Genomic DNA, 24039 nt, shown 5'->3' on the forward strand with positions numbered 1-24039 from the left:
TGCAAATGATGCTCCGGAGAATTAGGCTGGACAGGGGCCCGTTGCTCGGTGACACTTCCCCATTATTGTATAGTTATTGTGAGTACCCCCATGAATGAGCGCGTCACCTTTCAATTGGACAGACCCGACGGCGAGGATCGCGGGCCGAGTCACTGTACCCTGACCATCAATGATTCGACCCTCTTGGGGCACGAAGCCACATTCCGAATCCTCACCAAGGTGACGGTGAAGGACAGTGACCCGGTCAACGAGGAAGAAGTCCATTTCAGTACGGACCTCATGCTGGATCAGCCCGCCGTTCGGATCGACCTGCCGGATGAGCCCCTACGGACCTTCTCCTACGACGGTCCCTCGATCAGCATCCGAACCTTGGCCTGGCTGAAAGTGGATGACGGCTTGATCTTCGACACCAAGATCTCTCAAGACCTGCCGGTCCATCCCATCGACAAGGAAAAACCGACGGGCGACCCGATCCGCACGATCGACCCCAGGGATGATTTCTCGATGACCGCCAATATCGGCGCGATCTCGTGGCCCGCCCGTCTCCTGTTCGGGTTGGTCGTGATCCTGGCGCTGGGCATGATCGGCGGAATCTTCTGGGTGCTCCATCACGATCTGACGGTTCCGCTGGGCCAAGAGATCTTTTTTGAGCGCGGTGACAGTCCGATGGAAACCTTACTTTTTACCCTGGCGGGCCTGTTTTTCATTGTCAGGGCATCCTGGTCGCTCATGAAGCGGATCTTGCGGCGCTATATCCTTCTGACCCGGCCCGAACCGCGATCCGCGATCCGCCTTGGCGACCGAATCCCCGTTTCCCGCCTGGTCGCGGGCCAATCCCGGATCGACCTGAGAAATATCGAGCTGCGGGTCGTCGCCGCCAACCTGGAATGTGGACAGGTCTGGCGCGGAAGAGGAAAGAATCGTTCCTTGGAATCCTTTGAAAAGGCCGGGCGGGCCGTCACGCTGTACACGAAAAAGGTGGCGCACATTCCCGTCGGCATTCCCATCGCGGATTATTTTACCGGAGACGTGGACTTCACCCCCATGTTCAAGGCGCTGTATCCACCCCTTGAAATCGGCTCCAGCCATGGTCTCAAAGTCTATTGGGAGATTCAATTGATCCATCGGGATCTGGTCGACCAGGAACTGAGGTATGACGATCTGGACTATGTCTACGAGGACTTCCTAGAGGCCTGAAATCAACCCTGGTCACGCTTGCCGCGCAGCCCCTCCCAATAGGCCAAGCGCTTGCCGATTTCCCGTTCGAAGCCACGCTCGCCGGGTTCATAAAGGCTGGGGCGGCGCATGCCGTCGGGAAAATAGTTCTGCCCGGAGAAGCCCTCGGCGGTATCGTGGTCGTAGGCATAGCCCTTGCCATAGTCCATATCCTTCATCATCGCCGTGGGAGCGTTGAGGATATGTTTGGGCGGCATCAGGGATCCCGATTGCTTGGCCAGCCGCTTGGCGGCCTTTTCGGCCATATAGGCGGCATTGGACTTGGGCGCCGTGCCCAGATAGATCACCAATTGGACCAAGGCCAGTTCCCCTTCCGGCGAGCCCAGACGCTCATAGGCGTCCCAGGCCGCCAGGGCTTGCGGCAGGGCCTGAGGATCGGCCAGACCGATATCCTCCGAGGCGAAGCGGGTCAGCCGCCGCAGGATATACAAAGGATCCTCTCCGGCGGTCAGCATGCGGGCCATCCAATAAAGCGCCGCATCGGTGTCAGACCCCCTCAGGCTCTTGTGCAGGGCGCTGATGAGGTTGTAGTGGCCCTCCTGGGCCTTGTCGTAGAGCGGCGCCCGCTTGTGTACGGTCTCGGTCAATGCCGCCGTATCCAGGTTCACCTCCGGCGGCAAGTCGAACAGGGCCTCGGCCATGTTGAGCAGATAGCGCCCATCCCCGTCGGCCATGGCGCGCAGGGCAGCGCGGGCATCATTGTCCACCGGCAGGGCGAATCCCATATCCGTTTCGGCGCGACTCAAAAGGGTTTCCAAGGCCGCGTCATCAAGGCGGTTGAGCACCAGCACCCGACAGCGCGACAACAAGGCGGCATTGAGTTCGAAGGACGGATTCTCCGTCGTGGCACCGACAAGGACCACCGTGCCGTTCTCCACATAGGGCAGGAAGCCGTCCTGCTGGGCACGGTTGAAGCGATGGATTTCGTCGATAAACAAGAGTGTTCCCTGTCCGGTCGCCCGGCGACCCTTGGCCCGTTCGAATACCTTACGCAGGTCCGCGACGCCGGAAAACACCGCGGACAGGGGTTCGAAATGCAGGTCGATTTCGTCGGCCACCAAGCGGGCGATGGTGGTCTTACCGGTCCCCGGCGGCCCCCAAAAGATGATCGAGGACAGCCGCTGGGCGGTGAGCATACGGCTCAGGGGCCCATCTTCGGCCAGCAGATGCCCCTGCCCCACCACCTCGTCCAGCCTGGCCGGCCGCAGACGGTCGGCCAGAGGGCGCGGCGCCTGGCTTTCGAACAAGGTGCTCACGGGGCGCTACCGGATCACCAGACTGAGATTGCGACCATCCCGATTCAGGGTGATGCGCCAACTCTCGGTGCGTTGACGCAGCATGCGCCGCAGTTTATCCACCGATTCCACCCGGGCTTGATTGATGGCCAGGATACGGTCTGCGGGCTTGAACTCGAAGCGATGGGCGGAACTGCCCCGGCGGATTTTGGTGATCACCACCCCCGATTCCAGATTCGCCAGCCCCATCTCTTCCACGACCGCCGGGGACAGATTGACCACCACCGCGCCGCTTAAGGGCGAGCGGCCTTCTAACTCCGTCTCATCCCGGCCCGGCTCTTCTGGGGCCGGAGACAACGGTATGCGCAATGTCCGATGGCGGTCACGGCGCCAGATGTCCAGCTTGGCCTTGCCGCCCACCTCCAAGGTGGCGATACGGAATTTCAAGGATTCTGGGTCATCGACCGTTTTGCCGTTCACGCTCAGCACCACATCGCCCACTTTCAGGTTGCCCCGATCCGCCGGCCCCTTTTTCCATACGTCATTGATCAGCACCCCTGCCGGACGATCCAGACCCAAGGACGCGGCGATATCCGCCGTGACCCTTTGGCCCGATGCGCCGAACCAAGGCCGTACCAGCTTGCCGTCGCTGGTCAACTGGCGCACCACGACCTTGACCATATTGGCCGGGATGGCGAAGCCGATGCCATGGGATCCTCCGCTCTTGGAAAAGATGGCCGTGTTAATACCGACCAACCGCCCGTCTATCCCCACCAACGCCCCGCCGGAATTGCCAGGATTGATCGCCGCATCGGTTTGGATGAAGGAATTGTAGTCGGAAATCCCCACCTGGGTGCGGGCCAGGCCGGATACGATGCCACTGGTCACTGTCTGACCGACCCCAAAGGGGTTGCCGATGGCCAGCACCAGGTCCCCCACTTCCAACTCATCGGAGTCCTTGAATTCCAGATGGGGCAAATTTTCGCCATCGGTCTTGAGTTGCAAAACCGCGATATCGGTGCGCTCGTCGCTGCCCAGGATCTCGGCATCGAACTCCCGTCGGTCGGCCAGCACCACCGTGATTTCGTCGGCGCCCTCGATGACGTGATTATTGGTCACAACGATGCCGTCGGGGCGCAAGATCACCCCGGAGCCCAGGCTGTTCTGTATCTTCTTCTTGCTGCCACCGTTGCCGCGCGGCATGCCAAGATCACCGAAGAAACGGCGGAAAAAGGGGTCGTCGAACAAGGACAATTGTCGCCGGGTGCGAACCACCTTGCGGGTATAGATATTCACCACCGCCGGTGCCGTGTGCTTGACCAGCGGGGCAAAGGACATCTGCATCTCGGCCTTGTCGGAGGGCACCCATTTGGGTTTGGCCTGAGCCGGACCGGCCAGCAGAAAGATCGCCAGGACCACCGGTATCAGATATCGCAAAATCATCGTTGAACCTTTCCCATTTCAATGGTCGACAGTTTATCATGCGGAAACGGCTGGTGTCCCGCCGCCGGACCCGTTATCAAATCTGGTCTGGAAATTCTTTTGCGCAAGGAGTCATCGTGCCCTCAACCGCCACAGCGACCGTTTCCGTCGAGATTGCCCCGGGTGAATTGATCGACAAAATCACCATTTTGGAAATCAAGCTGGCCCGAATGACCGATGCCCAGAAACTGGACAACGTGCGCATCGAACACCAGACTCTGACCGCCGCTCGGGATAGCGCCTTGCCGCCATCGGGAGAGCTGGAAAACCTGACCGCCCAACTCAAGACCATCAATGAGGCGTTGTGGGACATTGAAGACCGTATCCGCGACTGCGAGAGAGACGGCGATTTCGGTCCTCGCTTTATTGAACTGGCCCGGGCGGTATATATAACCAACGACAAGCGCGCGGCCCGCAAAAAAGATATCAATACCTTGCTCGGCTCGCGATTGGTCGAAGAAAAATCCTACGCCGAGTACTGAGGCCCCATGCCCTTTGCCACCCGCCTGTTCGACACCTACGAGGGACTGACCCGCCGTCTAGGCCCGCGCCACAAGGATGGGGCGGGACTATTGCTAATTTCCAGTGGCGGACTGGGCGATACGGTGCTGTTTTCGCTGATCCTTCCCCGGCTGACCGCATTGGCGCAAAGGGGCGAGACAGTAACCGTTCTGCTGCGCCGGGAAGCGGCCAAAATGGCCTTTTTGTTTCCACCGGACATCCAGGTGCAAATCGTTGATTACGGTCGCCTGCTGAAAAACATACCCTATCGCCGATCGGTCTTCCGAATCCTGGAGAGGGCCCGCTATCGCTTGGTGATCTCCACCGACTACCTGCGCCATCCACTTCTTGACGAGGCCCTGTTGGCAGCCTGTCGAGCCCCGGAGACCGCCGCCATGGAGCCGCGCCCCTGGTCCAAGTATGACGTGGCCCTGCGACGGAATCGACAACTCTATGGTCGCCTGTTCGACAGCGGCCATCGGCATGTGGACAAGGTGGTGCGTTGGACCAATTTTGCCAACTGGCTGACTGGTGAATCCCTGCCGCCACCCTTGGCCCGGCTCCCTGAGAACTTGCTGGCGCCGGCTGCCTCATCCGACCACCCGGAAGTGCTGATCCAGCCCTTCTCCGCCGTGGCCGCCAAGCAAAGCCCGGTGGCACTTTACGAAACGATTATCGCCAATCTGCCCGCCGGGTTCAGCACCGTCGTTCTGGGGGCTCCAGGAGACTTGGACAAACATCCGACCTACCGCGCGCTCATGGAGCACAACGGCGTATCTTTTGACGATTCCCTGTTCGAGGATCTGGTGCCACGCCTGCGGGCAGCCAAGCTGGTCATTTCCGTGGATACGGCCTTAATGCATCTGGCCATCGCCGTGGGCGCCCCGACGCTGGGTCTGGCCAGCGCCGCCTATGTATCTGAAATCGTCCCCTACGCACCGGAAATCACCCCGGACAACGCCCATTTCCTGTATCAGCCCATGGAATGTCAGGGTTGCCTGGGATCCTGTCCCAAGGATCTCAAGGATGGCATGTTCCCTTGTGTCGCCAAATTGGACCCGGACCGAATTCTGACCAAGATCAAAGACCTCCTGACATAGAAAAGGCGGCCCGAAGACCGCCTTTTCCGAAACATTTCACGGGGAAAGAGACTTACTCTTCCTCGGGTGTCTCGTCGAACTCGCGCTCCGCTTCGACACGAGCCTTGTCTTCGGCACCCTTGGCTTCTGGGTCCCGGTCCACCAGTTCGATGAAGGCCATCGGAGCGGCATCGCCATAACGGAACCCGGCCTTCAAGACGCGGGTGTACCCACCGGGGCGTTCCTTGTAACGATCTGCCAGAGTGGAAAACAGCTTGGAAACCGCTTCGTCGCTCCGCAGGAAGGAAAAGGCCTGACGCCGGGCATGCAGATCGCCGCGCTTGCCAAGCGAGATCATCTTATCGGCAAATTTGCGCAGGTCCTTGGCCTTGGGCAGGGTGGTCTTGATCTGCTCGTGGGTCAGCAGGGACACCGTCATATTGGCAAACATGGCCTTACGGTGCGTGCTGGTGCGGTTCAGTTTACGTCCACTCAGACGATGACGCATGACGGTCTCTCCTCATCTCCGGGCCTCGCGCGCGAAGCCGATCCTTGATTCCGCTACCCCCACCGGGATGCAACGGAGTGGGCCCTTATGGCCCGCCCCAATTGGGGAAACTTAGTAGGGCTCTTCGAGCCGTTTGGCCAGTTCCTCGATATTCTCGGGCGGCCAATCGGCAATTTCCATGCCCAAGTGCAGGCCCATCTGGGTCAGCACTTCCTTGATCTCGTTCAGCGACTTACGACCAAAGTTCGGTGTACGAAGCATTTCCGCCTCGGTCTTTTGCACTAGATCGCCGATATAGATGATGTTGTCGTTCTTCAGGCAATTGGCGGACCGGACGGAAAGCTCCAGCTCGTCCACCTTGCGCAGCAGGTTCTTGTTGAACGGCAATTCATCCTTCTTCTCGGCCTCAGCATAAACCGTCGGCTCTTCGAAGTTGATGAACAGCTGCAACTGATCTTGAAGAATACGGGCCGCCAGGGCCACCGAGTCTTCCGGCGAAATGGTGCCGTTGGTGGTCACGTCCAATGACAGTTTGTCATAGTCGGTGACCTGACCCACACGGGTATTATCAACCTTGTAAGCGACCTTGCGCACCGGCGAGAAAATGGCATCAATGGGGATCAAGCCAACGGGCGAATCCTTGGGGCGGTTCTGCGCCGCCGGGACATAGCCCTTGCCAATCTCGACGGTCAGTTCCATGGTCACCTTGGCCCCGTCGTCGAGGGTGCAGAGCACCAGATCCGGATCCATGATCTCGATGTCATGACCGGCATCAATCTGACCCGCGGTCACTTCGCCCGGGCCTTCGGCCACCAGCATCATCCGCTTGGGGCCTTCGCCATGCATCGCCAAGCCCATGGACTTGATGTTGAGGACGATGTCGGTCACATCCTCACGCACGCCGGGAACCGACGAGAATTCGTGCAGCACGTTGTCGATTTTGACGGCGGTCACCGCCGCGCCCTGCAAGGAGGACAGCAGCACACGCCGCAAAGCATTCCCCAGGGTGAGGCCGAAACCCCGCTCCAAAGGCTCGGCAACGATGGTCGCGTTGCGCTTTGCATCACCGCCCGCGTTGATATCCAACTTGGTCGGCTTAATCAATTCCTGCCAATTTTTCTGAATCACGAGTGGGACCCCATGCACGTATCAAATAAAAACCGATGGCCGGTAGTGGTCCGGCCAAGCGAAACGGCATTTTTCCGCGCCGGACGGACGGCGGACTAGACCCGACGGCGCTTGCGCGGCCGACACCCGTTGTGCGGGATCGGGGTTACGTCCTTGATGGACGTAATGGTGAAGCCAGCGGTCTGCAGAGCCCGCAGGGCGGACTCACGTCCCGACCCGGGCCCTTTGACCTCGACCTCAAGGGTTTTCATACCATGATCGGCGGCCTTCTTGCCCGCGTCCTCGGCCGCCACCTGTGCGGCGTACGGCGTGGATTTACGGGAGCCCTTGAACCCCATGGCACCGGCGGAAGACCAGGAAATAGCATTGCCCTGGGCGTCGGTGATGGTGATCATGGTGTTGTTGAAGCTCGCGCTAACATGCGCGACACCGGAAGTGATATTCTTCCTGTCGCGACGGCGCGGACGCGTCGTGGTCGCTTTAGCCATAACCGATCCTTCGTACGTATTGAGCGCTTTTCAGCGGAATTACTAAGCTTTCTTCTTGCCTGCAATAGGCGTCGCCTTACCCTTGCGGGTACGGGCATTGGTGTGGGTACGCTGACCGCGGACCGGCAGGCCACGACGATGGCGCAAACCCCGATAGTTACCCAGGTCCATGAGCCGCTTGATGTTCATCGCGGTCTCGCGACGCAGGTCGCCCTCCACGGTATAGTCCGTGTCGATGATCTCGCGGATCCGCACCACTTCATCGTCGGTGAGTTGATTCACGCGCCGTTCCATGGGGATACCGACTTGATCGCAGATCTCCTGGGACTTGCTCGGCCCGATTCCAAATATATAGGTCAAGGCAATCACCACCCGCTTTTGGGTCGGGATATTTACGCCAGCGATTCGCGCCAAAGCCGTTTCTCCTTAGTCTTTGTTTTTCAACAATAATCCGTTCCCGGGCGGGACAAGAACGCGCGATTATAGGATGAATCGCGCGCTTGTCAATGCCCCGCCGACATACCGGGCCGAAGACCCGGTATGTCGGCTTATTTTGATCGCCCGGGTTCTTAGCCCAGGATGGTCTTGAGCTGGTTGGTCACTTCGTCGATGGCCGTGTTACCGTCCACCGGTCGTACCAGACCCTGCTTGCCGTAGTGGCCGACAATGGGGGCTGTTTGATCATGGTAGGCCTGCAAGCGGGCCCGCACGGTCTCCTCGTTGTCGTCGGCGCGGCGCTTCATGTTGCTGCTGCCACACTTGTCGCAGACGCCTTCCTTGGCGGGCTTCTTGAACATGTCATGGTAGCCTTCGCCGCAATCGCCACAGGTGAAGCGACCGGTGATGCGCCCGATCAGGGGTTCGTCATCAACCTGCAACTCCAACACATGGTCGAGGTTGAAGCCTTTGTCCTTGAGCATGACGTCCAAGGCCTCGGCCTGGGGCACCGTGCGCGGGAAGCCGTCGAGCATGAAGCCGCCCTTGCAGTCGTCCTGGTCGATGCGGCTGGAGATGATACCAATCACCAGCTCATCGGACACCAGTCCACCGGATTCCATGACAGCCTTGGCTTCCTTGCCGAGATCGGAGCCCGCGGCCACTTCGGCGCGCAGCATGTCTCCGGTGCTCAGCTGCACCATGCCGTAGGTTTCCTCCAAAATCTTCGCCTGCGTACCCTTACCCGCACCCGGCGGGCCTAAAAAGATAACGTTCATCGATTTCTTCCCCTGAGTTTGGCCTTCTTTATGAGGCCCTCGTATTGGTGTGCCAACATGTGGCTTTGGATTTGGGCTACCGTATCCATTGTCACGGTAACCACGATGAGCAGCGACGTTCCTCCGAAATAGAACGGCACGGCCCATTGAGAAATCAGTAGTTCAGGCAGCAGGCAGATCAACACCAGATAAGAGGCGCCGATCACGGTCAAGCGGCTGAGAATCTTGTCCAGGTATTCCGCAGTATTTTTGCCCGGCCGGATGCCCGGCACGAAGCCGCCATACTTCTTCAGGTTATCGGCAGTCTCCGCGGGATTGAAGACGATGGCCGTATAGAAGAAGGCGAAAAAGGCGATCAGCGAGGAATACAGCAGGATATAGACCGGCTGTCCGCGGCCCAGCAACTGAGCAACGGTCTGCAGCCATTCCGGCCCGGTCCCGGCGGAAAATCCGATCACGGTAATGGGCATCAACAAAATAGAACTGGCGAAGATGGGTGGGATCACACCGGCAGTGTTGATCTTCAGCGGCAGGTGCGAGCTGTCGCCACCGGTCATCTTGTTGCCCTGTTGCCGCTTGGGATACTGAATGATGATCCGACGCTGGGCGCGCTCGACGAAAACGATGCCGTAAATCACCGCAACCGACAGGAACAGCAAAACAATGATCAGCAAGGTCGGCAGGGCACCGGTGCGGCCCATTTCCAACATTCCGGCCAAGGCCGACGGCAGATTAGCGACAATACCGGCGAAAATGATCAACGAAATCCCGTTGCCGACACCACGCGCGGTAACCTGTTCACCCAGCCACATCAGGAACATGGTACCGCCAACCAGGGTGATGACGGTGGTGAAACGGAAGAACCAGCCGGGATCAGTGACCGCCGGGCCAGCGCTTGATGCCATGCCTTCCAGTCCCGTTGATATGCCATAGGCCTGCAGGGCACAAATCAGTACCGTGCCGTAGCGGGTGTACTGATTGATTTTCTTGCGGCCCGATTCGCCTTCTTTCTTCATGGCTTCCAGAGTGGGATTCACGCTGGTCAGCAACTGCATGATAATAGAAGCCGAGATGTAGGGCATGATGTTGAGGGCAAAGATTGTCATGCGCCCCAACGCACCACCGGCGAACATGTCGAACATGCCCAGGATACCCCCGGCGTTCTGTTCGAACACGTCCTTGAGCACCGTCGGGTCAATACCCGGAACCGGGATATAGGTACCCAAACGGTAAACAATCAACGCCCCCAGGGTGAACCAGAGACGTTGCTTGAGCTCGGTCGCCTTACCGAAGGCGGACCAGTTCATGTTGGCGGCGAGTTGTTCGGCGGCGGATGCCATGCCCGGACCCCTACGTTGTCAAACTTCGAAATACCGCCCGTGGGCGGCCAATCTTATGCTTCGGCTTCCTTGGTCTCGGCGACGGCGGTCACGGTGACCTTGCCCCCGGCCTTCTCAACCGCCTCGACGGCCCCCTTGGAGGCGCTATCCACGGCGATGGTCACCTTGGCGGTGATTTCACCCTTGGCCAACAGACGGACCCCGTCCCGCTTCTTGGTCACCAGACCCGCAGCCTCGAGGGCGGCGATGTCCAGGTCCTTGGAAGCGTCCAGCTTGCCGTCGTCGATGGCTTTCTGGATGCGGCCGATATTGACCACTTCGAAGACCTTGCGGAACGGGTTCTTGAACCCCCGCTTGGGCAGACGCCGATAGATCGGCATCTGACCGCCTTCGAATCCCACCAGGGACACGCCAGACCGCGACTTCTGACCTTTTTGGCCCTTGGTCGCTGTCTTGCCGCGACCGGAACCGATGCCCCGACCAACCCGCTTGCGCGGTTTGCGGGCGCCCTCGTTGTCACGCAGCTCGTTGAGTTTCATCTTTCTCTATCCCTTATCCTAGGGGCGTGGCTTCAGCCCGCCTCTTCCACCTTCACCAGGTGATGGACCTTGTTGATCATGCCACGGACCGACGGCGTATCTTCCAGCTCGCGGGTCTTGTGCATCTTGTTCAGGCCCAGGCCGACCAGGGTTGCCCGCTGATCTTTCTGTCGCCCGATGGGGCTGCCCGTCTGGGTTACCTTGATGGTCGCCATGATCCTTACTCCTTCGCGGCCGCCGCCGATTCGGCGGAGTAGTCGGCGCGCCGGGCAACGATGTCGCTGACCTTTTTGCCCCGCTTGGCCGCCACCGAACGCGGCGAGTTCAAATTCTTCAGCGCATCAAAGGTCGCCTTGATCATGTTGTGGGGGTTTTGGGTTCCCACGGACTTGGCGACCACGTCCTGCACACCCACGGTCTCGAAGACCGCGCGCATCGGACCACCAGCGATGATCCCGGTACCGGCAGGAGCCGCCCGGAGCACTACCTTGCCAGCGCCAAAGCGGCCCTTGACGTCGTGGTGCAGCGTGCGGGCCTCGCGCAGAGGCACACGAATCATATTGCGCTTCGCTTGATCGGTCGCTTTGCGGATGGCTTCCGGCACTTCCCGGGCCTTACCGGTACCAAAACCCACGCGGCCCCGCTGATCGCCGACCACCACCAGAGCGGCGAAGGAGAACCGGCGGCCACCCTTGACCACCTTGGCGACGCGATTGATGCCGACCAGCTTGTCGACGAATTCGCTTTCTTCTTTCTGTTCCCGATCGCGGCCTCGACCGCCCCGGCCACCTTCCTTTGGTGAACGTGCCATAGTTTTTGCTCCCTAGAACGAAAGACCGCCCTCGCGGGCCGCCTCTGCCAGGGCTTTCACCCGGCCGTGATACATATAGGCCCCGCGATCGAAGATCACGTTTTCCACGCCCGCTGCTTTGGCCCGATCGGCAATCAACTTACCAACCGCGATTGCCGCATCGGTATCGGCCCCAGTCTTCAAGGACGCCTTGAGGTCCTTGTCGAGGGTCGAAGCCGCCGCCAGGGTCCGACCATTGACGTCGTCGATGACCTGGGCGTAGATATGCTTGCCGGAACGGAAGACGGACAGGCGCGGACGCCCATTGGACCGCTTCCGGATGGTCGTGCGCACACGCTGCTTGCGGCGCTCGAATAACTGTTTCGTACTCTTCATGGCCCTGCCTACTTCTTCTTGCCTTCTTTACGAAGAATATACTCATCTTCGTACTTGATGCCCTTGCCCTTGTAGGGCTCCGGCGGACGGAAGGCGCGGATTTCAGCGGCGGTCTGACCGACCAGCTGCTTGTTGGCCCCGGAGATCTCGATATGAGTCTGATCCGGGCACTTGACGGTCAGCCCCTCGGCGATCGGATAGATCACGTCGTGGCTGTAGCCGAGGGCGAGGACCAGATCCTTGCCCTTGACCTGGGCACGATAACCAACACCGTTGATAACCAGCTTTTTGGTGAAGCCTTCGCTCACACCTTGGACCAGGTTTTCGATTTGCGCCCGGGCGGTGCCCCACATCTTGCGAGCCCGCATAACATTGCTGCGCGGGGTCACGGTGACCTGGTTGCCGTCCTTGGTGATTTCCACGTCATCGGTAAACGACATGGACAGTAGGCCGAGTTTGCCCTTGGCCGACACGGTACCACCATCAATGGTGACTTCCACGCCGCCCGGGACTTCGACCGGATTTTTGCCTACTCGCGACATTGTCCTCATCTCCCGATCAGAATACCTGGCAGAGTACTTCGCCGCCCACGTTCGCCTCGCGTGCCTCGGCATCAGACATGACGCCGCGCGGGGTGGACAGGATAGCGATACCCAGACCGTTATAGACCCGACCAAGATCTTTGATCTTGGAATACACCCGACGGCCCGGCTTGGACACACGGCTGATTTGACGGATCACCGGATCACCTTCGTAGTACTTCAACTCGATGCGCAATTCGTCCACGCCGGGGCGCAGATTGGTGCGCGAGTAATCGCGAATGTAACCTTCACGCTTCAGCACATCCAGGACAGTGGCCCGGAATTGGCTGGCTGGCGCGGTGATAGTGTTCTTGCGAGCCCGTTGTCCATTCCGGATGCGGGTTAGCATATCCCCAAGAGGATCACTCATAGACATTGCGTATCCTCCCTTACCAGCTCGACTTGACCATGCCGGGAATCTGGCCGACAGAGGCGAGATCGCGCATGGCAATACGACAGAGCTTGAACTTGCGATAGTTGCCGCGCGGGCGACCGGTCAGTTCGCAGCGCAAACGCACTCGAACCTTGGAAGAATTGCGCGGCAGCTTTGCCAGTTTCAGGTTGGCGGCAAAACGATCTTCGGGCGACGCCTCTGGATCGGTTGCCTGTGCTTTCAGTACGGCACGCTTGGCGGCATATCGCTTCGCCAGACGTTCCCGCTTTTTATTCCGTTCGACGGCACTCTTCTTGGCCATATCGGTTCTCCGTCCCTCGATCTATTTCGCAAACGGCATATCGAAACCCGCCAACAAGGCCTTGGCCTCGTCATTGGATCGAGCCGTGGTGCAGATGACGATGTCCATGCCCCGGATGGTATCGACCTTGTCATAGTCGATTTCGGGGAAAACGATCTGCTCCTTCAGGCCCAGCGCGAAATTGCCGTTGCCGTCGAAACTCTTGCCATTCACGCCGCGAAAATCGCGGACACGGGGCAATGCGATGTTGATCAACCGATCCAGGAACTCGTACATGCGCTCACCGCGCAGGGTCACCTTGCAACCCACGACCATGCCATCACGCAGCTTAAAGGCGGCGATGGATTTCTTGGCCTTGGTGATGACCGGTTTCTGACCGGCGATCAGCGTCATTTCGGAGACCGCGGAATCGATCTTCTTGCGGTCCTGGGACGCTTCGCCAACGCCCATGTTGATGACGATCTTTTCGACCTTTGGCACCATCATGGGATTGGTGTACTTGAACTCGTCGACCATTTTCTGGCGGACGGTGTCCTGATAGAAGTCTTGCAGACGTGCGCTCATTTTATCCCCCATCACCGGTCGATCACTTCGCCGGAACGACGGGCAACTCGAACCTTGCGGCCATCTTCGAGTACCTTGAAACCGACGCGGGTCGGCTTGTCGTCCGAGGGATCAATGTGGGCCACGTTGGACAAGTGGATGGACGCTTCCTTCTCCACAATGCCGCCTTGGCTGTATTGAGTCGGGCGGGTATGACGCTTGACCATGTTGACACCCTGCACGATGACCCGGTCTTCACCGGAAACCATCTTCAGGATCTCGCCGGTCTTGCCCTTGTCGCGACCCGCAAGCACGACCACCCGGTCGCCCTTTTTCATTTTCGCAGCCATCACAGCACCTCCGGAGCGAGGGAAATGATTTTCATGTATTGCTTGGCGCGCAGTTCGCGGGTCACCGGGCCGAAAATACGGGTGCCGATGGGCTCTCCCGATTTATTGACCAGAACGGCCGCGTTGCGGTCGAAACGGATGACCGTTCCGTCAGCGCGGCGGATGTCCTTGGCGGTGCGGACAATGACGGCCCGGTGGATGTCGCCTTTTTTCACACGGCCACGCGGAATAGCTTCCTTGACGGAAACCACAATCACGTCACCGACGCCGGCGAACCGGCGCTTGGCGCCCCCCAGGACCTTGATGCACTGCACCCTGCGTGCGCCGGAGTTATCGGCGACCTCCAGGTTCGTCTGCATCTGGATCATGGTTGATCTTCCTTCTCAATCACGGTGGGAACAAACGTCAAAGGCTCAGGCCCCTTCGGTCAGCACTTCCCAGGTCTTGCGTTTCGAAATGGGACGGCATTCGCGGATCTTCACCACGTCGCCTTCCTTACAGTTGTTGGTCTCGTCGTGAGCGGCATACTTCTTGGATTTCTGAATGATCTTGGCGTACATGGGGTGCTTAAAGCGCCGCACCACGCTGACGATCACCGTCTTATCCTGTTTATCGCTGACCACGGTTCCTTGCAGAATGCGTCTCGGCATCTTCGGTCTCCTTACGACGCGGTCTCGGCACGGTTGCCGAGCACGGTTTTGATCCGGGCAATATCGCGCCGTACCTGCCGCACTCTGGCGGTATTCTCGAGTTGGCCGCTGGCTTTTTGGAAGCGCAGGTTGAAGGCTTCCTTGCGGAGGCCGACCAATTCGTCTTTCAATTCATCTTGGGTTTTCGCCCGCAGATCTTCGGCTTTCATGATCAAGCCTCCTCGCCCAGACGGGAGACCATACGAGTCTTCAGCGGCAGCTTGGCCGAGGCCAATTCAAACGCCCGCTTGGCGACATCGTGGGGAACACCATCCAGTTCAAACAAAATGCGCCCGGGCTTGATACGGCAAGCCCAATACTCGGGCGTGCCCTTACCTTTACCCTGCCGGACTTCGGCCGGTTTCTGAGAAACCGGGACGTCCGGGAAGACGCGGATCCAGACACGACCGGCACGCTTCATGTGCCGGGTCATGGCCCGCCGCGCGGCTTCGATCTGGCGCGCGGTAATGCGCTCCGGCTGCAGGGCCTTGAGCCCATAGGAGCCGAAATTCAGTTGTGTTCCGCCCTTGGCATTGCCATGGATCCGACCCTTGTGGGCCTTGCGGAACTTGGTACGCTTCGGTGACAGCATGATTTATCGCACCCGTTTTCCGTCGTTACCGGGATCGATCAGCGCTGAGGCTGCTGATCGGAGGCCCGCTTGTCCTGAGCCATGGGGTCGTGTTCCATGATCTCACCTTTAAATACCCAAACCTTGATCCCGCAGGCGCCATAGGTGGTGGCAGCGGTTCCGGTTCCATAATCCACATCGGCGCGCAGGGTATGCAGCGGTACGCGGCCTTCGCGATACCATTCCATACGCGCGATTTCCGCACCGCCGAGGCGACCGGAACAATTGATCCGAATGCCCTGGGCGCCCAAACGCATGGCCGACTGAACGGCCCGCTTCATGGCGCGGCGGAAAGATACACGCCGCTCGAGCTGCTGGGCAATGCCTTCGGCAACCAAGGTCGCGTCCAATTCCGGCTTGCGGATCTCGACGATGTTCAGGTGCACTTCGGAACCGGTCACATTGGACAGTTCCTTGCGCAGCTTTTCGATATCGGCGCCCTTTTTGCCGATGACCACACCCGGACGAGCCGTATGGATGGTCACGCGGGCCTTCTTGGCCGGCCGCTCGATAATGATCCGGGACACCCCGGCCTGAGCGAGCTTCTCGCGCAGGATCTTGCGGATTTTGAGATCCTCGTGCAATTGCCCGGAGAATCCGTTCTTATCCGCGAACCAGCGGGAATCCCAGGTCCGGTTGATGCCGAGCCGCAGCCCGATCGGATTGACTTTCTGACCCATTACGCCGTCTCCTCACGCTCGCGCAGCACCACGGTAAGGTTGCTCCACGGCTTTACGATCCGTCCCACGCGGCCACGGGCCCGGGGGCGCCAGCGCTTCATGACCATGGCTTTGCCGACAGTGGCCTCGGCCACGAACAGGCGATCCACGTCCAGCTGGTGATTATTTTCCGCATTGGCGATGGCGGACTGCAGCACCTTCTTCACCTCGCCGGCAACCCGGCGCTTGGAGAAGGTCAGTTCGGCCACGGCCTTTTCGGCATTCAAACCGCGAATGCTCTGCGCAACCAGGTTGAGCTTCTGCGGGCTGCCACGCAGCATCTTCGCAAAGGCCTTCGCCTCGTTGTCGGCCAACGGCCGTTCGGCTGATTTCTTACCCATTGCCTTACTTCCTCTTCGCCTTCTTATCGACGCCATGGCCGAAGTAGGTGCGAGACGGCGAGAACTCGCCGAACTTATGACCGATCATATTTTCGGTCACCAGCACCGGCACGAACTTCTGGCCGTTGTAGACGCCGAAGGTCAACCCCACAAACTGAGGCAGGATAGTCGAACGGCGAGACCAGGTCTTGATGACCTCATTACGCCCTGAGTCGCGCGACTTTTCCGCCTTCTTCAGAAGGTAGCTGTCGACGAACGGTCCTTTCCAAACGGAGCGAGCCACAACCGGCCTCCTTTACTTCTTCTGATGACGGCTGCGCATGATCAGCCGATCTGATTGTTTATTGTTCCGGGTCCGCTTACCCTTGGTGGGCTTGCCCCAGGGGGTCACCGGATGACGACCGCCCGAGGTACGGCCTTCGCCGCCGCCATGGGGGTGATCGACCGGGTTCATGGCCACGCCACGGACGGCGGGACGCTTGCCCAGCCACCGCTTGCGACCGGCTTTGCCGAGCTTGATGTTCTGATTGTCCTGGTTGGACACGGCACCGATGGTGGCCATGCATTCAGCCCGAACCATCCGCAATTCACCGGACGACAACCGGAGCTGGGCGTAACCCTGATCCTTACCGACGATCTGAGCATAGGTCCCGGCGGAACGAGCGATTTGACCGCCCTTGCCGACCTTCATCTCCACATTGTGAATGATGGTGCCCACCGGAATATTCTGCATGGGCAGCGCATTGCCGGGCTTGATGTCGGCCTTGGGGCCGGATTCAACGGTATCGCCAACCGCCAACCGCTGCGGCGCCAGGATATAAGCCTGTTCACCATCGGAGTAGGTGATCAGCGCGATAAAGGCGGTACGGTTGGGATCATATTCCAAACGCTCAACGGTGGCGGAACCAACCTTGAGACGCTTGAAGTCGACCATCCGGTAGCGGCGCTTGACGCCCCCGCCGATACGGCGCGCGGTGATCCGACCGGTGTTGTTCCGGCCGCCAGACTTGCGCAGACCCTCGGTGAGGGACTTGACCGGCTTGCCCTTGTAGAGACCGGAACGGTCGACAATGACCAGGTTCCGCTGTCCCGGGGTCGTCGGTTTGAATTTCTTTAGAGCCATTTCCTCAGACCCCCGTGGTCACGTCGATGGTTTGACCTTCGGCCAGGGTGATGATGGCTTTCTTGACGTCGCCCCGCTGGCCCTTGTGGCCCCGGAAAATCTTCGTCTTGCCTTTCGACCGCAGGGTATTGACGGCCGTCACCTTGACATTGAACAGCTTTTCAATTGCCAGCTTGATTTCCTTCTTGTTGGCATCCAAAGGCACCCGGAAGGCGACTTGATTATGCTCGGAAATCAGCGTTGTTTTTTCGGTGATCAGCGGCGCCCGGAGCAGCTCGTACATGCGCTCCTTGCTGGGCTGAACCTTCATGAATGAATATTTGCTCATTTCAGCCGCTCCACCAGCTGGGCCACGGCGTCCTTGGTCAAAACCAAGGTGTCGCAGCGCAGGATATCGTAAACGTTGGCACCCTGGCTCGGCAGGACATCGACGCTCGGAATGTTGCCAGCGGCCTTGGCAAAGTTGCCATTGACCTCGGCTCCGTCGACCACCAGCGCCCGATCCCATCCCAGACCGGTCAGGCGCGAAACCAGATCCTTGGTCTTGGGGGTATCAATGGCGGTGGAGTCCAGAACAACCAGCTTGCCATCGGCCTGCTTGCTGCTCAAAGCGGTGCGCAGGGCCAGCTTGCGGACTTTCTTCGGCAGATCGTGCGCATGGCTGCGGACCACCGGACCAAAGACCACGCCGCCGCCGCGCAACTGCGGCGCCTTGCGGGAACCCTGACGGGCGCGACCGGTCCCTTTTTGACGGAACGGCTTGGCCGTGGTGCCCTTGATCTCGCTGCGTTGCTTGACCTTGTGATTGCCAGAGCGACGTTTGGCCAATTGATAATTGACCATGCGAGCCAGGATATCGCGACGAACCTCGATGCCGAATACGGTCTCATCGAGATCGATGTCGCCGACGGACTTGTTGTCGAGGCTGATGATGTCGGTCTTCATCGTTGCTTATTCCTTTTCCTCGGAGGCCTCGGGAGCCGCCGCTTCCTCGGCGGGCGCCTCGACGGCGACCTCCTCGGCGGGAGTCTCCTCCGCGGGCGCTTCCTCGACAGGCGCGGTCTTCAGGGCGGCGGGAGTCGGCAGCCCATCGGGCATGGCAACCTTGACCGCGTCCTTGATCATCACCCAGCCACTCTTGGGGCCGGGAACCGGGCCACGAACCAGCAACAGGCCGGCTTCGCTATCGGCGGAAACCACTTCCAGGTTCTGGGTGGTGGTCCGGCGAGCGCCCATGTGTCCGGCCATCTTCTTACCCTTGAAGACACGGCCTGGATCCTGGCACTGACCGGTGGAACCATGGGAACGGTGACTGATCGACACACCGTGCGAGGCCCGAAGACCCCCAAAATTATGCCGTTTCATGGCACCGGCAAAACCCTTACCGATGGAGGTTCCGGTCACATCGACCATCTGGCCTGCGACGAAATGCTCGGTGGAAAGCTCGGCGCCCACGTCGATCAGGTTGGCCGGATCCACTCGGAATTCAACCACCTTCTGTTTCGGCTCGACCTTGGCCTTGGCGAAATGGCCGCGCATGGCCTTGGAGACCCGCTTGACCTTGGCCTGACCGGCGCCCAGTTGGACAGCCGTGTAGCCGTCGCGTTCCTCGGTGCGTTGGGCCACCACTTGGCACCCATCGACCTTCAAAACGGTCACCGGCACATGGGTCCCGTCTTCTCGGAAAACCCGGGTCATGCCGACCTTTTGCGCAATAAGTCCGCTACGCATGGTTTCGACCCCCTTACAACTTAATTTCGACGTCAACCCCGGAAGCGAGATCCAGTTTCATCAGCGCATCCACGGTCTGAGGCGTCGGATCGACGATGTCCAACAGACGCTTGTGGGTACGGATTTCAAACTGCTCACGGGATTTCTTGTCGATATGCGGCGAGCGCAACACGGTGTAACGCTCAATACGGGTAGGCAGCGGAATCGGGCCGCGCACCTGGGCTCCCGTCCGTCGGGCGGTATTCACGATCTCGCGTGTGGACTGATCGAGCACACGGTGATCGAACGCCTTCAGCTTGATGCGTATATTTTGATTGTCCATGGTTCGCACCAAATACGGCGGTCGACACCCGAAGGCACCGACCCGCTCGCTCCCTTTTCTATTCGATAATGCTGGCGACGACGCCGGCGCCGACGGTCCGACCGCCTTCGCGAATGGCGAAGCGCAGGCCTTCATCCATGGCGATCGGATTGATCAACTGGACGACCATTGCGATGTTGTCACCCGGCATGACCATCTCGGTGCCTTCCGGCAGCTCAATGGTTCCGGTCACATCCGTCGTCCGGAAGTAGAACTGCGGACGATAGTTGGAGAAAAACGGCGTGTGACGGCCACCTTCTTCCTTGGTCAGGATGTAGCACTCGCACTTGAACTTGGTGTGCGGCGTGATCGTGCCCGGATGCGACAGAACCTGGCCACGCTCAACGTCTTCGCGCTTCGTGCCGCGCAGCAAGGCGCCGATGTTGTCGCCTGCTTCGCCCTGATCAAGCAGCTTGCGGAACATTTCAACGCCCGTACAGGTCGTCTTGGTGGTCGGACGGATACCGACAATCTCGATTTCCTCGCCCACCTTGACTACGCCTCGCTCAACGCGACCGGTCACAACCGTGCCACGGCCCGAGATCGAGAATACGTCTTCGATCGGCATCAAGAACGGCTGATCCTTCGGACGCTCCGGCTGCGGGATATAGTCGTCAATCGCCTTGGCCAGTTCCATGATCGAGTTCGTGCCGATCTCCGGATCGCGGCCTTCCAAAGCGGCCAGCGCCGATCCCTTGACAATCGGAATGTCGTCGCCAGGGAACTCGTAAGAGCTCAGCAGCTCGCGGATTTCCATCTCAACCAGCTCCAACAACTCTTCGTCGTCAACCTGGTCAACCTTGTTCATGTAAACAACGATCGCCGGAACACCAACCTGGCGGGCCAACAAAATGTGCTCGCGGGTCTGAGGCATCGGGCCATCCGCCGCCGAGCAGACCAGGATCGCGCCGTCCATCTGCGCCGCGCCCGTGATCATGTTCTTCACATAATCCGCGTGACCCGGGCAATCAACATGCGCGTAGTGGCGGGCATCGGTCTCGTATTCAACGTGAGCCGTCGAAATCGTGATGCCGCGCGCCTTCTCTTCCGGCGCCTTGTCAATCTCGTCAAAGGCCATAACCTGACCGCCGCTGGCTTCCGCCAGAACCTTCGTGATCGCCGCCGTCAGCGTCGTCTTGCCATGATCAACGTGGCCAATCGTACCGACGTTGCAATGCGGCTTATTCCGTTCAAACTTTTCCTTCGACATCTCTCAGATCCTTCGTTTTAACCGGCCAGCTTGGCTTTGACTTCATCAGCCACGGCCTGCGGCACTTCGGCATAATGATCGAACTGCATGGTGAACTGGGCTCGTCCCTGGCTCATGGAGCGGAGCGTATTGACGTAGCCGAACATATTGGACAGGGGCACCGTGGCGTTGACCACCCGGGCAATGCCCCGCTGATCCATACCGCTTACCTGCCCACGCCGGGAATTCAGGTCGCCAATGATGTCGCCCATGTAATCTTCAGGGGTAACAACCTCGACCTTCATCATCGGCTCCAACAACTTCGGGCCGGACTTCTGCATACCTTCCTTGAAGGCCGCGCGGGCGGCGATTTCAAAGGCCATGACAGAGGAGTCCACGTCGTGGGATGAACCATCATAAAGGGTCGCCTTGATACCGACCACCGGGAACCCGACGATGGTACCGGACTGGGCGGCGCTCTCCAGACCCTTTTGAACACCGGGGATGTATTCCTTCGGCACGTTGCCGCCGACCACGGTGTTTTCGAATTCCAGGCCGGACCCGGCTTCGATCGGCTCAAACTTGATTTTGATGCGGGCAAATTGGCCGGAACCGCCGGTCTGCTTCTTGTGGGTGTAGTCGATGTCAGCCTCGCGGGAGATGGTCTCGCGGTAGGCCACCTGCGGCTGACCGATATTGGCGTCGACCTTGAACTCACGCTTCATGCGATCAACCAGAATTTCCAGGTGAAGCTCACCCATGCCGGAAATGATGGTCTGACCGCTCTCGTGGTCGGTGGCGACACGGAACGAGGGATCCTCGGCGGCCAGTCGAGCCAAGGCGACGCCCATCTTTTCCTGATCGCTCTTGGTCTTCGGTTCCACGGCGATTTCGATCACCGGGTCGGGGAATTCCATACGTTCCAGGATCACCCGGTCACTGGGATCACACAGCGTATCACCGGTCGTGGTGTCCTTGAGACCAGCCAGGGCGACGATGTCACCGGCACGGGCCTCTTTGATTTCTTCGCGCTGATCCGAATGCATCAGCAGCATGCGTCCAACCCGCTCGCGTTTGTCTTTCACCGTATTGGTGATGCCTTGGCCAGCGGCCAGGATACCGGAGTAGATCCGGATAAAGGTCAACGAGCCGACAAAAGGATCGTTCATGATCTTGAAGGCCAAGGCGGAGAAGGGCTCGTCATCTGAATTGTGACGCTCGATCTCTTCTTCGGTATCGGCATGGATACCGCGGATGGCGGCCACGTCGGTGGGCGCCGGCATGAAATCGACGAACGCGTCGAGCAGCGGCTGCACACCTTTGTTCTTGAAAGCCGTGCCACAAAGTACCGGCACGAAGGATGAGGACAGAGTGCCTTTGCGAATACACTTGATCAGCGTTTCGGTATCGGGTTCCTGACCTTCCAGGTAGGCTTCCATGGCCGCGTCGTCCTGCTCGACGGCCATCTCCACCAGACGCTCCCGGTATTCGGCGGCCTGATCAGCCAGATCCGCGGAAATGTCTTCTTCGTGGAACTTGGCGCCCAGGGTCTCTTCGTCCCAGACGATCGACTTCATCTTCAGCAGGTCCACAACACCCTTGAAGTCCGATTCAGAACCGATGGGCAGTTGCAACACCATGGGATTGGCGCCGAGACGCTCTTCCATCATTTCGACACAACGGAAGAAGTCGGCGCCGATTCGGTCCATCTTGTTGACGAAACACATCCGGGGGACGCCGTATTTATCGGCCTGCCGCCACACGGTTTCGGACTGAGGCTCCACACCGGCCACCGAGTCAAACACCGCCACCGCGCCATCAAGCACGCGCAGGGACCGTTCCACTTCAATGGTGAAGTCCACGTGACCCGGGGTGTCAATGATGTTGATTCGATGGTCCCGCCAGAACGCGGTGGTCGCGGCGGACGTAATGGTGATCCCGCGCTCCTGCTCCTGTTCCATCCAGTCCATGGTGGCATTGCCGTCATGAACTTCACCGATCTTATAAGACTTACCGGTGTAGTACAGAATCCGCTCTGTGGTCGTCGTCTTACCGGCATCAATGTGAGCCATGATGCCGATATTGCGGTACATTGTGAGGGGCGTGCTGCGGGCCATGATCGAACCTTCGTCGTGCTCTTTAAATTATCTGTCGATTACCATCGGTAATGGGAGAAGGCCTTGTTGGCCTCTGCCATCCGATGGGTGTCTTCCCGCTTCTTCACGGCTGCGCCACGTCCCTGGGCGGCATCCAGCAATTCGCCGGACAGACGCTCGGTCATGGTGTTTTCGGACCGCTTGCGGGTCATGTCCACCAGCCAACGAATGGCCAGTGCCTGACGACGGTCGGAACGCACTTCGACGGGCACCTGATAGGTGGCACCACCGACGCGGCGAGATCGGACCTCAACGGCCGGCTTCACGTTGTCCAGGGCCTCATGGAACACCTTGACGGGTTCCTGGCCGGTCTTTTTCTCGATCATATCGAGAGCGCCGTAGATGATCTTTTCCGACGCGGACTTCTTGCCATCCAGCATGAAGCTATTGATAAACTTCGTGAGCACCACGTCACCATACTTGGCGTCCGGGAGGATCTCACGTTTTTCGGCGCGATGACGACGAGACATGCTTTGATCTCCTTACTTCGGACGCTTGGCGCCGTATTTCGACCGGCGCTGGCGACGATCACCGATACCTTGGGTATCGAGAACACCGCGAATGATGTGATAACGCACGCCGGGCAAATCCTTGACACGACCGCCACGGATCATAACCACCGAGTGCTCCTGGAGGTTATGACCCTCGCCAGGAATATAGGAGGTAACTTCGAAGCCGTTGGTCAACCGCACACGCGCCACCTTACGAAGGGCCGAGTTCGGCTTCTTCGGGGTCGTCGTGTAGACGCGGGTACAAACACCACGCTTCTGCGGGCAGGCCTCCATGGCCGGCACCTTGTTGTGGACCGGTTTGTCCTTCCGCGGCTTGCGGATCAACTGGTTAATGGTAGGCATGCAAACCTTCCTCTACGCGTTGGCGCGCTGTGGCGCCCCGACTTCCTCCGTACAGCCCAATAGGGCAAAGGCCCCCTTACCGAAAACGAATCCCGGTTCGGACCAAATGCACGGAGGGTTGAAACCCAAATTTTCTCGTT

36 protein-coding genes are annotated in these 24039 nt (G+C 59.3%); 3 read left to right on the forward strand and 33 right to left on the reverse strand.

The window, feature by feature from the left end:
- Window positions 1–90: 90 nt before the first annotated feature.
- The gene (locus MGMAQ_RS13090) at window positions 91–1197 is read left to right on the forward strand and encodes a hypothetical protein (protein WP_046021885.1); all 1107 of its coding nucleotides are present in this window, start codon (window positions 91–93) and stop codon (window positions 1195–1197) included.
- Window positions 1198–1199: 2 nt separating this feature from the next.
- Here the strand turns inward: MGMAQ_RS13090 and MGMAQ_RS13095 are convergent, their stop codons facing one another.
- Window positions 1200–2492, reverse strand: coding sequence for a replication-associated recombination protein A (locus MGMAQ_RS13095; protein WP_046021886.1), 1293 nt, complete (start codon window positions 2490–2492; stop codon window positions 1200–1202).
- 6 nt (window positions 2493–2498) lie between these two features.
- A complete protein-coding gene (locus MGMAQ_RS13100) occupies window positions 2499–3914 on the reverse strand; it encodes a DegQ family serine endoprotease (protein ID WP_046021887.1) in 1416 nt (471 codons plus the stop codon).
- A 116-nt stretch (window positions 3915–4030) separates the two neighbouring features.
- Between MGMAQ_RS13100 and MGMAQ_RS13105 the strand changes: the two genes are divergently transcribed.
- Both MGMAQ_RS13105 and MGMAQ_RS13110 read left to right on the forward strand, forming a co-directional pair.
- Window positions 4031–4435: a DUF6165 family protein gene (locus tag MGMAQ_RS13105; RefSeq protein WP_046023320.1), complete on the forward strand. Its 405-nt coding sequence runs from the start codon at window positions 4031–4033 to the stop codon at window positions 4433–4435.
- 6 nt (window positions 4436–4441) lie between these two features.
- Window positions 4442–5554, forward strand: a complete 1113-nt coding sequence (locus tag MGMAQ_RS13110; RefSeq protein WP_052716380.1) for a glycosyltransferase family 9 protein — start codon at window positions 4442–4444, stop codon at window positions 5552–5554.
- 52 nt (window positions 5555–5606) lie between these two features.
- Here MGMAQ_RS13110 and rplQ read toward each other — a convergent pair whose 3' ends face one another.
- The 31 genes from rplQ to rpsL all read right to left on the reverse strand — a co-directional run bounded on the left by rplQ (window position 5607) and on the right by rpsL (window position 23899).
- Window positions 5607–6041 (reverse strand): 50S ribosomal protein L17, encoded by a 435-nt coding sequence (rplQ, locus tag MGMAQ_RS13115; protein WP_046021888.1) that lies wholly within the window; start codon window positions 6039–6041, stop codon window positions 5607–5609.
- Window positions 6042–6152: 111 nt separating this feature from the next.
- Window positions 6153–7169 (reverse strand): DNA-directed RNA polymerase subunit alpha, encoded by a 1017-nt coding sequence (locus tag MGMAQ_RS13120; protein ID WP_046021889.1) that lies wholly within the window; start codon window positions 7167–7169, stop codon window positions 6153–6155.
- Between the two features lie 95 nt (window positions 7170–7264).
- The gene (gene rpsK, locus MGMAQ_RS13125; RefSeq protein ID WP_046021890.1) at window positions 7265–7657 is read right to left on the reverse strand and encodes a 30S ribosomal protein S11; all 393 of its coding nucleotides are present in this window, start codon (window positions 7655–7657) and stop codon (window positions 7265–7267) included.
- A 42-nt stretch (window positions 7658–7699) separates the two neighbouring features.
- Entirely contained in the window at window positions 7700–8071 is a 372-nt protein-coding gene (rpsM, locus tag MGMAQ_RS13130; RefSeq protein ID WP_046021891.1) for a 30S ribosomal protein S13, read from the reverse strand.
- A 155-nt stretch (window positions 8072–8226) separates the two neighbouring features.
- Complete coding sequence (locus MGMAQ_RS13135; RefSeq protein ID WP_046021892.1) at window positions 8227–8871, reverse strand: adenylate kinase; 645 nt, start codon at window positions 8869–8871, stop codon at window positions 8227–8229.
- On the reverse strand, window positions 8868–10211 hold the full coding sequence (gene secY, locus MGMAQ_RS13140; RefSeq protein ID WP_046021893.1) for a preprotein translocase subunit SecY: 1344 nt from the start codon (window positions 10209–10211) through the stop codon (window positions 8868–8870). The genes MGMAQ_RS13135 and secY overlap by 4 nt, the downstream gene beginning before the upstream one ends.
- A 53-nt stretch (window positions 10212–10264) precedes the next feature.
- Window positions 10265–10750: a 50S ribosomal protein L15 gene (gene rplO / locus MGMAQ_RS13145; RefSeq protein ID WP_046021894.1), complete on the reverse strand. Its 486-nt coding sequence runs from the start codon at window positions 10748–10750 to the stop codon at window positions 10265–10267.
- A gap of 32 nt (window positions 10751–10782) precedes the next feature.
- Window positions 10783–10965: a 50S ribosomal protein L30 gene (gene rpmD / locus MGMAQ_RS13150; protein WP_046021895.1), complete on the reverse strand. Its 183-nt coding sequence runs from the start codon at window positions 10963–10965 to the stop codon at window positions 10783–10785.
- A gap of 5 nt (window positions 10966–10970) precedes the next feature.
- Window positions 10971–11561, reverse strand: coding sequence for a 30S ribosomal protein S5 (gene rpsE / locus MGMAQ_RS13155; protein ID WP_046021896.1), 591 nt, complete (start codon window positions 11559–11561; stop codon window positions 10971–10973).
- A gap of 12 nt (window positions 11562–11573) precedes the next feature.
- Window positions 11574–11936, reverse strand: coding sequence for a 50S ribosomal protein L18 (rplR, locus tag MGMAQ_RS13160; RefSeq protein ID WP_046021897.1), 363 nt, complete (start codon window positions 11934–11936; stop codon window positions 11574–11576).
- Between the two features lie 8 nt (window positions 11937–11944).
- Window positions 11945–12478, reverse strand: a complete 534-nt coding sequence (rplF, locus tag MGMAQ_RS13165) for a 50S ribosomal protein L6 (RefSeq protein ID WP_046021898.1) — start codon at window positions 12476–12478, stop codon at window positions 11945–11947.
- 16 nt (window positions 12479–12494) lie between these two features.
- On the reverse strand, window positions 12495–12893 hold the full coding sequence (gene rpsH, locus MGMAQ_RS13170; protein WP_046021899.1) for a 30S ribosomal protein S8: 399 nt from the start codon (window positions 12891–12893) through the stop codon (window positions 12495–12497).
- Between the two features lie 13 nt (window positions 12894–12906).
- Window positions 12907–13212, reverse strand: coding sequence for a 30S ribosomal protein S14 (gene rpsN, locus MGMAQ_RS13175; protein WP_046021900.1), 306 nt, complete (start codon window positions 13210–13212; stop codon window positions 12907–12909).
- 21 nt (window positions 13213–13233) lie between these two features.
- Entirely contained in the window at window positions 13234–13776 is a 543-nt protein-coding gene (rplE, locus tag MGMAQ_RS13180) for a 50S ribosomal protein L5 (RefSeq protein ID WP_148560950.1), read from the reverse strand.
- A gap of 11 nt (window positions 13777–13787) precedes the next feature.
- Window positions 13788–14108, reverse strand: a complete 321-nt coding sequence (gene rplX / locus MGMAQ_RS13185) for a 50S ribosomal protein L24 (protein ID WP_148560951.1) — start codon at window positions 14106–14108, stop codon at window positions 13788–13790.
- Window positions 14105–14473: a 50S ribosomal protein L14 gene (rplN, locus tag MGMAQ_RS13190; RefSeq protein ID WP_046021903.1), complete on the reverse strand. Its 369-nt coding sequence runs from the start codon at window positions 14471–14473 to the stop codon at window positions 14105–14107. Before rplN ends, rplX begins: the two co-directional genes overlap by 4 nt.
- Window positions 14474–14518: 45 nt before the next feature.
- Window positions 14519–14755: a 30S ribosomal protein S17 gene (gene rpsQ, locus MGMAQ_RS13195; protein ID WP_046021904.1), complete on the reverse strand. Its 237-nt coding sequence runs from the start codon at window positions 14753–14755 to the stop codon at window positions 14519–14521.
- An 11-nt stretch (window positions 14756–14766) separates the two neighbouring features.
- Window positions 14767–14967, reverse strand: coding sequence for a 50S ribosomal protein L29 (gene rpmC / locus MGMAQ_RS13200; protein WP_046023322.1), 201 nt, complete (start codon window positions 14965–14967; stop codon window positions 14767–14769).
- Complete coding sequence (gene rplP / locus MGMAQ_RS13205; protein WP_046021905.1) at window positions 14967–15386, reverse strand: 50S ribosomal protein L16; 420 nt, start codon at window positions 15384–15386, stop codon at window positions 14967–14969. Before rplP ends, rpmC begins: the two co-directional genes overlap by 1 nt.
- 38 nt (window positions 15387–15424) lie before the next feature.
- Window positions 15425–16105, reverse strand: coding sequence for a 30S ribosomal protein S3 (gene rpsC / locus MGMAQ_RS13210; RefSeq protein ID WP_046021906.1), 681 nt, complete (start codon window positions 16103–16105; stop codon window positions 15425–15427).
- Window positions 16105–16485, reverse strand: a complete 381-nt coding sequence (gene rplV, locus MGMAQ_RS13215) for a 50S ribosomal protein L22 (RefSeq protein WP_046021907.1) — start codon at window positions 16483–16485, stop codon at window positions 16105–16107. The genes rpsC and rplV overlap by 1 nt, the downstream gene beginning before the upstream one ends.
- Window positions 16486–16489: 4 nt before the next feature.
- Complete coding sequence (gene rpsS, locus MGMAQ_RS13220) at window positions 16490–16768, reverse strand: 30S ribosomal protein S19 (protein WP_046021908.1); 279 nt, start codon at window positions 16766–16768, stop codon at window positions 16490–16492.
- A 12-nt stretch (window positions 16769–16780) separates the two neighbouring features.
- On the reverse strand, window positions 16781–17608 hold the full coding sequence (gene rplB / locus MGMAQ_RS13225; protein WP_046021909.1) for a 50S ribosomal protein L2: 828 nt from the start codon (window positions 17606–17608) through the stop codon (window positions 16781–16783).
- A gap of 4 nt (window positions 17609–17612) precedes the next feature.
- Window positions 17613–17918: a 50S ribosomal protein L23 gene (locus tag MGMAQ_RS13230; protein WP_371258401.1), complete on the reverse strand. Its 306-nt coding sequence runs from the start codon at window positions 17916–17918 to the stop codon at window positions 17613–17615.
- A gap of 14 nt (window positions 17919–17932) precedes the next feature.
- Entirely contained in the window at window positions 17933–18553 is a 621-nt protein-coding gene (rplD, locus tag MGMAQ_RS13235) for a 50S ribosomal protein L4 (RefSeq protein WP_046021911.1), read from the reverse strand.
- 6 nt (window positions 18554–18559) lie between these two features.
- Window positions 18560–19339 carry a 50S ribosomal protein L3 gene (gene rplC, locus MGMAQ_RS13240; RefSeq protein WP_046021912.1) on the reverse strand — a complete coding sequence of 260 codons (780 nt, stop codon included), beginning with the start codon at window positions 19337–19339 and terminating at the stop codon, window positions 18560–18562.
- 13 nt (window positions 19340–19352) lie between these two features.
- Window positions 19353–19661 (reverse strand): 30S ribosomal protein S10, encoded by a 309-nt coding sequence (rpsJ, locus tag MGMAQ_RS13245; protein WP_046021913.1) that lies wholly within the window; start codon window positions 19659–19661, stop codon window positions 19353–19355.
- A gap of 58 nt (window positions 19662–19719) precedes the next feature.
- Window positions 19720–20910, reverse strand: a complete 1191-nt coding sequence (gene tuf, locus MGMAQ_RS13250) for an elongation factor Tu (RefSeq protein ID WP_046021914.1) — start codon at window positions 20908–20910, stop codon at window positions 19720–19722.
- A 17-nt stretch (window positions 20911–20927) separates the two neighbouring features.
- On the reverse strand, window positions 20928–23006 hold the full coding sequence (gene fusA, locus MGMAQ_RS13255) for an elongation factor G (protein WP_046021915.1): 2079 nt from the start codon (window positions 23004–23006) through the stop codon (window positions 20928–20930).
- A gap of 38 nt (window positions 23007–23044) precedes the next feature.
- On the reverse strand, window positions 23045–23515 hold the full coding sequence (gene rpsG / locus MGMAQ_RS13260) for a 30S ribosomal protein S7 (RefSeq protein ID WP_046021916.1): 471 nt from the start codon (window positions 23513–23515) through the stop codon (window positions 23045–23047).
- Window positions 23516–23527: 12 nt separating this feature from the next.
- Window positions 23528–23899 (reverse strand): 30S ribosomal protein S12, encoded by a 372-nt coding sequence (gene rpsL / locus MGMAQ_RS13265; protein WP_046021917.1) that lies wholly within the window; start codon window positions 23897–23899, stop codon window positions 23528–23530.
- Window positions 23900–24039 lie beyond the last annotated feature (140 nt).

This window comes from Magnetospira sp. QH-2 (assembly GCF_000968135.1).
Classification (GTDB): domain Bacteria; phylum Pseudomonadota; class Alphaproteobacteria; order Rhodospirillales; family Magnetospiraceae; genus Magnetospira.

Coding starts and splice junctions, on each gene's coding strand:
- MGMAQ_RS13090 (WP_046021885.1), top strand. CDS start 91: ATGAATGAGCGCGTCACCTTTCAATTGGACAGACCCGACGGCGAGGAT.
- MGMAQ_RS13100 (WP_046021887.1), bottom strand. CDS start 3,914: ATGATTTTGCGATATCTGATACCGGTGGTCCTGGCGATCTTTCTGCTG.
- MGMAQ_RS13110 (WP_052716380.1), top strand. CDS start 4,442: ATGCCCTTTGCCACCCGCCTGTTCGACACCTACGAGGGACTGACCCGC.
- rplQ (WP_046021888.1), bottom strand. CDS start 6,041: ATGCGTCATCGTCTGAGTGGACGTAAACTGAACCGCACCAGCACGCAC.
- rpsK (WP_046021890.1), bottom strand. CDS start 7,657: ATGGCTAAAGCGACCACGACGCGTCCGCGCCGTCGCGACAGGAAGAAT.
- MGMAQ_RS13135 (WP_046021892.1), bottom strand. CDS start 8,871: ATGAACGTTATCTTTTTAGGCCCGCCGGGTGCGGGTAAGGGTACGCAG.
- secY (WP_046021893.1), bottom strand. CDS start 10,211: ATGGCATCCGCCGCCGAACAACTCGCCGCCAACATGAACTGGTCCGCC.
- rplO (WP_046021894.1), bottom strand. CDS start 10,750: ATGAAACTCAACGAGCTGCGTGACAACGAGGGCGCCCGCAAACCGCGC.
- rpmD (WP_046021895.1), bottom strand. CDS start 10,965: ATGGCGACCATCAAGGTAACCCAGACGGGCAGCCCCATCGGGCGACAG.
- rpsE (WP_046021896.1), bottom strand. CDS start 11,561: ATGGCACGTTCACCAAAGGAAGGTGGCCGGGGCGGTCGAGGCCGCGAT.
- rplR (WP_046021897.1), bottom strand. CDS start 11,936: ATGAAGAGTACGAAACAGTTATTCGAGCGCCGCAAGCAGCGTGTGCGC.
- rplF (WP_046021898.1), bottom strand. CDS start 12,478: ATGTCGCGAGTAGGCAAAAATCCGGTCGAAGTCCCGGGCGGCGTGGAA.
- rpsH (WP_046021899.1), bottom strand. CDS start 12,893: ATGTCTATGAGTGATCCTCTTGGGGATATGCTAACCCGCATCCGGAAT.
- rpsN (WP_046021900.1), bottom strand. CDS start 13,212: ATGGCCAAGAAGAGTGCCGTCGAACGGAATAAAAAGCGGGAACGTCTG.
- rplE (WP_148560950.1), bottom strand. CDS start 13,776: ATGAGCGCACGTCTGCAAGACTTCTATCAGGACACCGTCCGCCAGAAA.
- rplN (WP_046021903.1), bottom strand. CDS start 14,473: ATGATCCAGATGCAGACGAACCTGGAGGTCGCCGATAACTCCGGCGCA.
- rpsQ (WP_046021904.1), bottom strand. CDS start 14,755: ATGCCGAGACGCATTCTGCAAGGAACCGTGGTCAGCGATAAACAGGAT.
- rplP (WP_046021905.1), bottom strand. CDS start 15,386: ATGCTGTCACCGAAGCGTACCAAGTTCCGCAAGGCCCACAAGGGTCGG.
- rpsC (WP_046021906.1), bottom strand. CDS start 16,105: ATGGGTCAGAAAGTCAATCCGATCGGGCTGCGGCTCGGCATCAACCGG.
- rplV (WP_046021907.1), bottom strand. CDS start 16,485: ATGGGTAAGAAATCAGCCGAACGGCCGTTGGCCGACAACGAGGCGAAG.
- rplB (WP_046021909.1), bottom strand. CDS start 17,608: ATGGCTCTAAAGAAATTCAAACCGACGACCCCGGGACAGCGGAACCTG.
- MGMAQ_RS13230 (WP_371258401.1), bottom strand. CDS start 17,918: ATGAAGGTTCAGCCCAGCAAGGAGCGCATGTACGAGCTGCTCCGGGCG.
- rplD (WP_046021911.1), bottom strand. CDS start 18,553: ATGAAGACCGACATCATCAGCCTCGACAACAAGTCCGTCGGCGACATC.
- rplC (WP_046021912.1), bottom strand. CDS start 19,339: ATGCGTAGCGGACTTATTGCGCAAAAGGTCGGCATGACCCGGGTTTTC.
- rpsJ (WP_046021913.1), bottom strand. CDS start 19,661: ATGGACAATCAAAATATACGCATCAAGCTGAAGGCGTTCGATCACCGT.
- tuf (WP_046021914.1), bottom strand. CDS start 20,910: ATGTCGAAGGAAAAGTTTGAACGGAATAAGCCGCATTGCAACGTCGGT.
- fusA (WP_046021915.1), bottom strand. CDS start 23,006: ATGGCCCGCAGCACGCCCCTCACAATGTACCGCAATATCGGCATCATG.
- rpsG (WP_046021916.1), bottom strand. CDS start 23,515: ATGTCTCGTCGTCATCGCGCCGAAAAACGTGAGATCCTCCCGGACGCC.
- rpsL (WP_046021917.1), bottom strand. CDS start 23,899: ATGCCTACCATTAACCAGTTGATCCGCAAGCCGCGGAAGGACAAACCG.